Source organism: Streptomyces sp. NPDC055140 (assembly GCF_053607285.1).
On record NZ_JBSGTG010000112.1, the window covers coordinates 1 to 3,362 of the forward strand.

General features: G+C 70.9%; 5 protein-coding genes and 1 pseudogene. All 6 read right to left on the reverse strand.

The genetic code is table 11. The features are described 5' to 3' along the window. Positions 1-26 precede the first annotated feature (26 nt). Positions 27-368: a hypothetical protein gene (locus ACWFR4_RS47755; protein ID WP_453658129.1), complete on the reverse strand. Its 342-nt coding sequence runs from the start codon at positions 366-368 to the stop codon at positions 27-29. Between the two features lie 113 nt (positions 369-481). Continuing rightward, positions 482-748 carry a hypothetical protein gene (locus ACWFR4_RS47760; RefSeq protein WP_453658131.1) on the reverse strand — a complete coding sequence of 89 codons (267 nt, stop codon included), beginning with the start codon at positions 746-748 and terminating at the stop codon, positions 482-484. 9 nt (positions 749-757) lie between these two features. Continuing rightward, a complete protein-coding gene (locus ACWFR4_RS47765; protein WP_453658133.1) occupies positions 758-1,150 on the reverse strand; it encodes a hypothetical protein in 393 nt (130 codons plus the stop codon). A gap of 261 nt (positions 1,151-1,411) precedes the next feature. Next, complete coding sequence (locus ACWFR4_RS47770) at positions 1,412-1,753, reverse strand: hypothetical protein (protein WP_453658135.1); 342 nt, start codon at positions 1,751-1,753, stop codon at positions 1,412-1,414. A 288-nt stretch (positions 1,754-2,041) separates the two neighbouring features. Further along, positions 2,042-2,536, reverse strand: coding sequence for a hypothetical protein (locus tag ACWFR4_RS47775; protein ID WP_453658137.1), 495 nt, complete (start codon positions 2,534-2,536; stop codon positions 2,042-2,044). Positions 2,537-3,004: 468 nt separating this feature from the next. Then, positions 3,005-3,362 (reverse strand): annotated as a pseudogene (locus ACWFR4_RS47780) (hypothetical protein); the annotation flags it as partial.

The window sequence follows — 3,362 nt, forward strand, 5'->3', positions numbered from 1 at the left end:
CCATTGGATGAACGGGTTGACGAAGGTCAGCGGGCGGGCCGGACCGGGAGGGGCGGCACGACGTTCAGGTCGCTGGTCATGTGGACGCTGTCGTCGGAGTGACTGTGTACGTGGAAGGGCCAACCGGCTCGCGCGCAATCACGTTCGATGATGTCCCGCTTGGCCAGTACCCGGGCCCTGGCCAAGGGTGAGAAGGACACGTGCAGGCGCTCTCTCGTGAGGATCAGGATCCCGCTCTCCCGGTAGATCACACCGACGCGGAAGTCTTTGCCGTAGCCCGGTCGTAGTCCGTGGCGCCGCAGGGCCTGGGTGACGGCCTGCGCAGGTGTCACCGGGCGGTGGTAGCGGCGTGTGAACGGTATGCGCATCACAGCTCCTAGGACTTAGTCGAGTGGTGGCAAGAGCTGGAGGGCGTGCGGGCTGCCTGCGTGTTCAGCAGACGGACGGACCGGGCCGCCCCCGGCGGGCGCAGCGTTGTGTGTCAGCTCTCGTCTGGATCGCTGCTGCACTCCTGGTGGATTTGGGAGGCTTCCTCCCACGTCAACGCGTGCTGCCCGTACGCGGCGTGCGTTCCTTGGGCGACTTTGTCCAGCAGTCGTTTCGTGCGCTCCCGTGCTTCGCGGGCGGCTTCCTCGGCGTACCAGTCGATGAGTTCTTCTGGGGTGGCGTCGGTGACGACGAAGGAGGAGACGACGGTGGAGAAGACGGCGAGGAGCCCGTCTGGTTGCTCGATGATCTGATGGCCCATGGCAGTTCCTCACTTCTCGGTGTCGGTGGCGGGCGGGGTGGTGGTGAGGGCGGCCAGGAGGGGGGCGACACGGTCGGCGGCCTCGTCTGCGGCGTGGAGCTCGGCATCGGAACGGAGCGGCTTGCCAAGTTCCTCGGCGACGGTGGCGCTGGTGTAGGGAGCGGTGAGCGGGCTGACGGTGTAGGTGCTGTAGGGGGCGAGGTGGGCTTCGGCCCAGGCGCGGGCGCCGTCATCGGTGGCGAAGGGGCCGTAGGGGTAGAGGTCGACTGTGTCGCCGGTGTTGTGGGGGGTGGTGGCGACGACGAGCCAGGTGTGGGTGCGGTGACCGCCGACGAACTGGGCGTCGACGGTGCCTATCGGTTCCCGGTCGAGGTTGTGGAGGGTGGTCAGGTGCAGGAACATGCCGGAACTGCCTTCCAGGAGGGGGATGTCGAGGGACCGCGTGAGGCCGCGGTAGAGGACATGCGGTGCAGCAGGGGTGGTGGCACTGTCGGGGCGCGGCCGGCTAGGGCGGCAACCCGGGTGTGGTGCCCGGACGTTGGCCACCCGCGGCACGGCACGGCACGGGTCGAGGCGCGGGCACGGCGGTTCCGGGTACGACGAACGCGACACGACCCGTCCCTTGGGGAGGGGCGGGTCGTGTCGGCGGCGTGTTGCGTGGGGTCAGCTGGCGGAGTGCCCGGCGATCACGTCCTGGACGGCCGTGACGACGCGGGTGGTGTCCTGGGCGAGGTCAGTGTTGGTGGACTGGTAGAACTCGGTGAAGTTGCCGTTGTCCTTCTCGGTGTCGGGGTAGTAGACGGCTCCCCAGCCCTGGTGCTCGCTCGGGCGGTAGTCGATCTCGTTCTCCTTGGCGCGGCCGACGATGCCGGTGACCATGATGATGCCGTGGGCGCCGACGGGTACGGCGATGTAGCGGCATCCGCCTTCCCTGTCCGGGCGGGAGGTGATGTGCGCACGGCTGAGGGCGTTCTGCAGGAACTGTCCGGCTGAGGGAGTGGGCATGGTCCCGGGGGTCCTTCCGTCGTGTGGAGGGGTGCGGCGAGACCATGCGCAGCGTTGGGGGTTAGCACCGCAACCGTGCCGGCAGCTCGCTGCGGGGACGGCGGGCAGGGGTAGGGGGCGTTCAGGCCAGGGCGGCGGGGCGGGCGTGGCGAACGCGAACGGCCCACCCCGGGACGGGGGTGGGCCGGGCGGCGCGGGGCGTTGAGGGAGTCCGGCGGAATCCGGTGCCCTGGGACGGTGTGCTTCGCGCTGAGATGGTCTCCCTCGTGTCGGGGACACGTTTCCCGCTCACGGTCGGTGGCGTGACCACCAGGCGGCGCACGCGGTGCACGGCGTGTCTCCTTGGGATGGGTAGGCCCCGGTCACCCTGGGCGTGCGGGTGCAGGAACGTGTGGCTTCGTCAAGTGCGGTGATGAGCACCGCTACGGCGTCGGAGTGCAGTGCGGGGAGCTGCCGGGGGGCGATGCGGTCCCCGAGGGCGTCGGTGACGGAGAGGTCGTCCCTGTCCACCCAGATACCCAGGGGGTGTGGTGCGAGGAGATACCCAGCGGGCATGACCGGAACCTTCCTCATCCACAGTGCCCCGATCAGCGCCGAGCGGCGGAATTCGTTCGCCACGTTGACGTAGCTGACGGGGGTGCGGCGGTGTCCTCCGCTGTCGAGGGTGGGCTCCCGCTGCCCGGAGGCGACCTCACGGCCGTACTGGATGAGCTTCTTGGCCGACGCCCACAAAGTGGCTGGCGCTTCGTGGTTCGGGCCGGGCTTCGTGGTGTACGGGTGCATCGTGGCCTCTCCTTGACGTTCGATTGGGTTGTGGGGACGCCGGGACCGGGCCGGGCGAAGCTGCGGTAGAGGGCGTGCGGTGCGGCCGGTGGTGGCACTGTCGGTGCGCGGCTGGCTAGGGCGGCAACCCGGCCCTGGGGGCGGGCGTTGCCCGGCCCGGCAGGGACCCGGCGGGGCGCGGGGCGGGGCGCGGGGGCGCGGTGCGGGGCGCGGGTACGGTCCGGAATCACGGGAGTTGCCGACACGGGTACGGGGCGCGGCGGTCACAGGCGCGGTACCGGTGCCGGGGGCGGGCACGGTCGGGCGTGGGGTGGGTCAGGCAGCGGCCGGTCCCGGGGCGGGGGCGGGGCCGATCGGTGGGCGGCAGGCGGCGCAGTGGCCGACTTCGCTCGGGCGCGGGCACGCGGGGGCCCCGTCCTGCCAGATGGCGGGGCGGGGCGGGGCCGACAGTAGGGGGCCGGTGCAGGGTCACTGCATGAGGTCGAAGTCCACTGGGGCAACGGTGACGAACACGGTGGGCTCGGGGATCTCGGTGAAGCCGACGCCGTCGACGCTGAGGTAGGCGGTGCGCTGGTAGGGGTCGGTGACCTTGATGACGTCGCCGACGGAGACCAAGCGGTGGTGAGCGGTGGGCCAGGTCTGGCCGGTGGCGTCGGGGCCCTGGTCGTTGCCGACGGTGAACGCGGCGTCTGCGGCGCTGGCGTGGTCGTCGAGGCGTCCGAGGGTGCTGACGAAGACCCCCGGTCCGGCGGCGCCGGCGACCGCGTCCAGGGCGACGCTGTCGACGCTGGCGTAGCCGGCGAAGCTGGCGAGGAAGACCATCAGT

Bases quoted from the DNA above. Each gene is read 5' to 3' on its own strand.
- ACWFR4_RS47755 (WP_453658129.1), bottom strand. From the start codon at position 368: ATGCGCATACCGTTCACACGCCGCTACCACCGCCCGGTGACACCTGCG.
- ACWFR4_RS47765 (WP_453658133.1), bottom strand. From the start codon at position 1,150: ATGTTCCTGCACCTGACCACCCTCCACAACCTCGACCGGGAACCGATA.
- ACWFR4_RS47760 (WP_453658131.1), bottom strand. From the start codon at position 748: ATGGGCCATCAGATCATCGAGCAACCAGACGGGCTCCTCGCCGTCTTC.
- ACWFR4_RS47775 (WP_453658137.1), bottom strand. From the start codon at position 2,536: ATGCACCCGTACACCACGAAGCCCGGCCCGAACCACGAAGCGCCAGCC.
- ACWFR4_RS47770 (WP_453658135.1), bottom strand. From the start codon at position 1,753: ATGCCCACTCCCTCAGCCGGACAGTTCCTGCAGAACGCCCTCAGCCGT.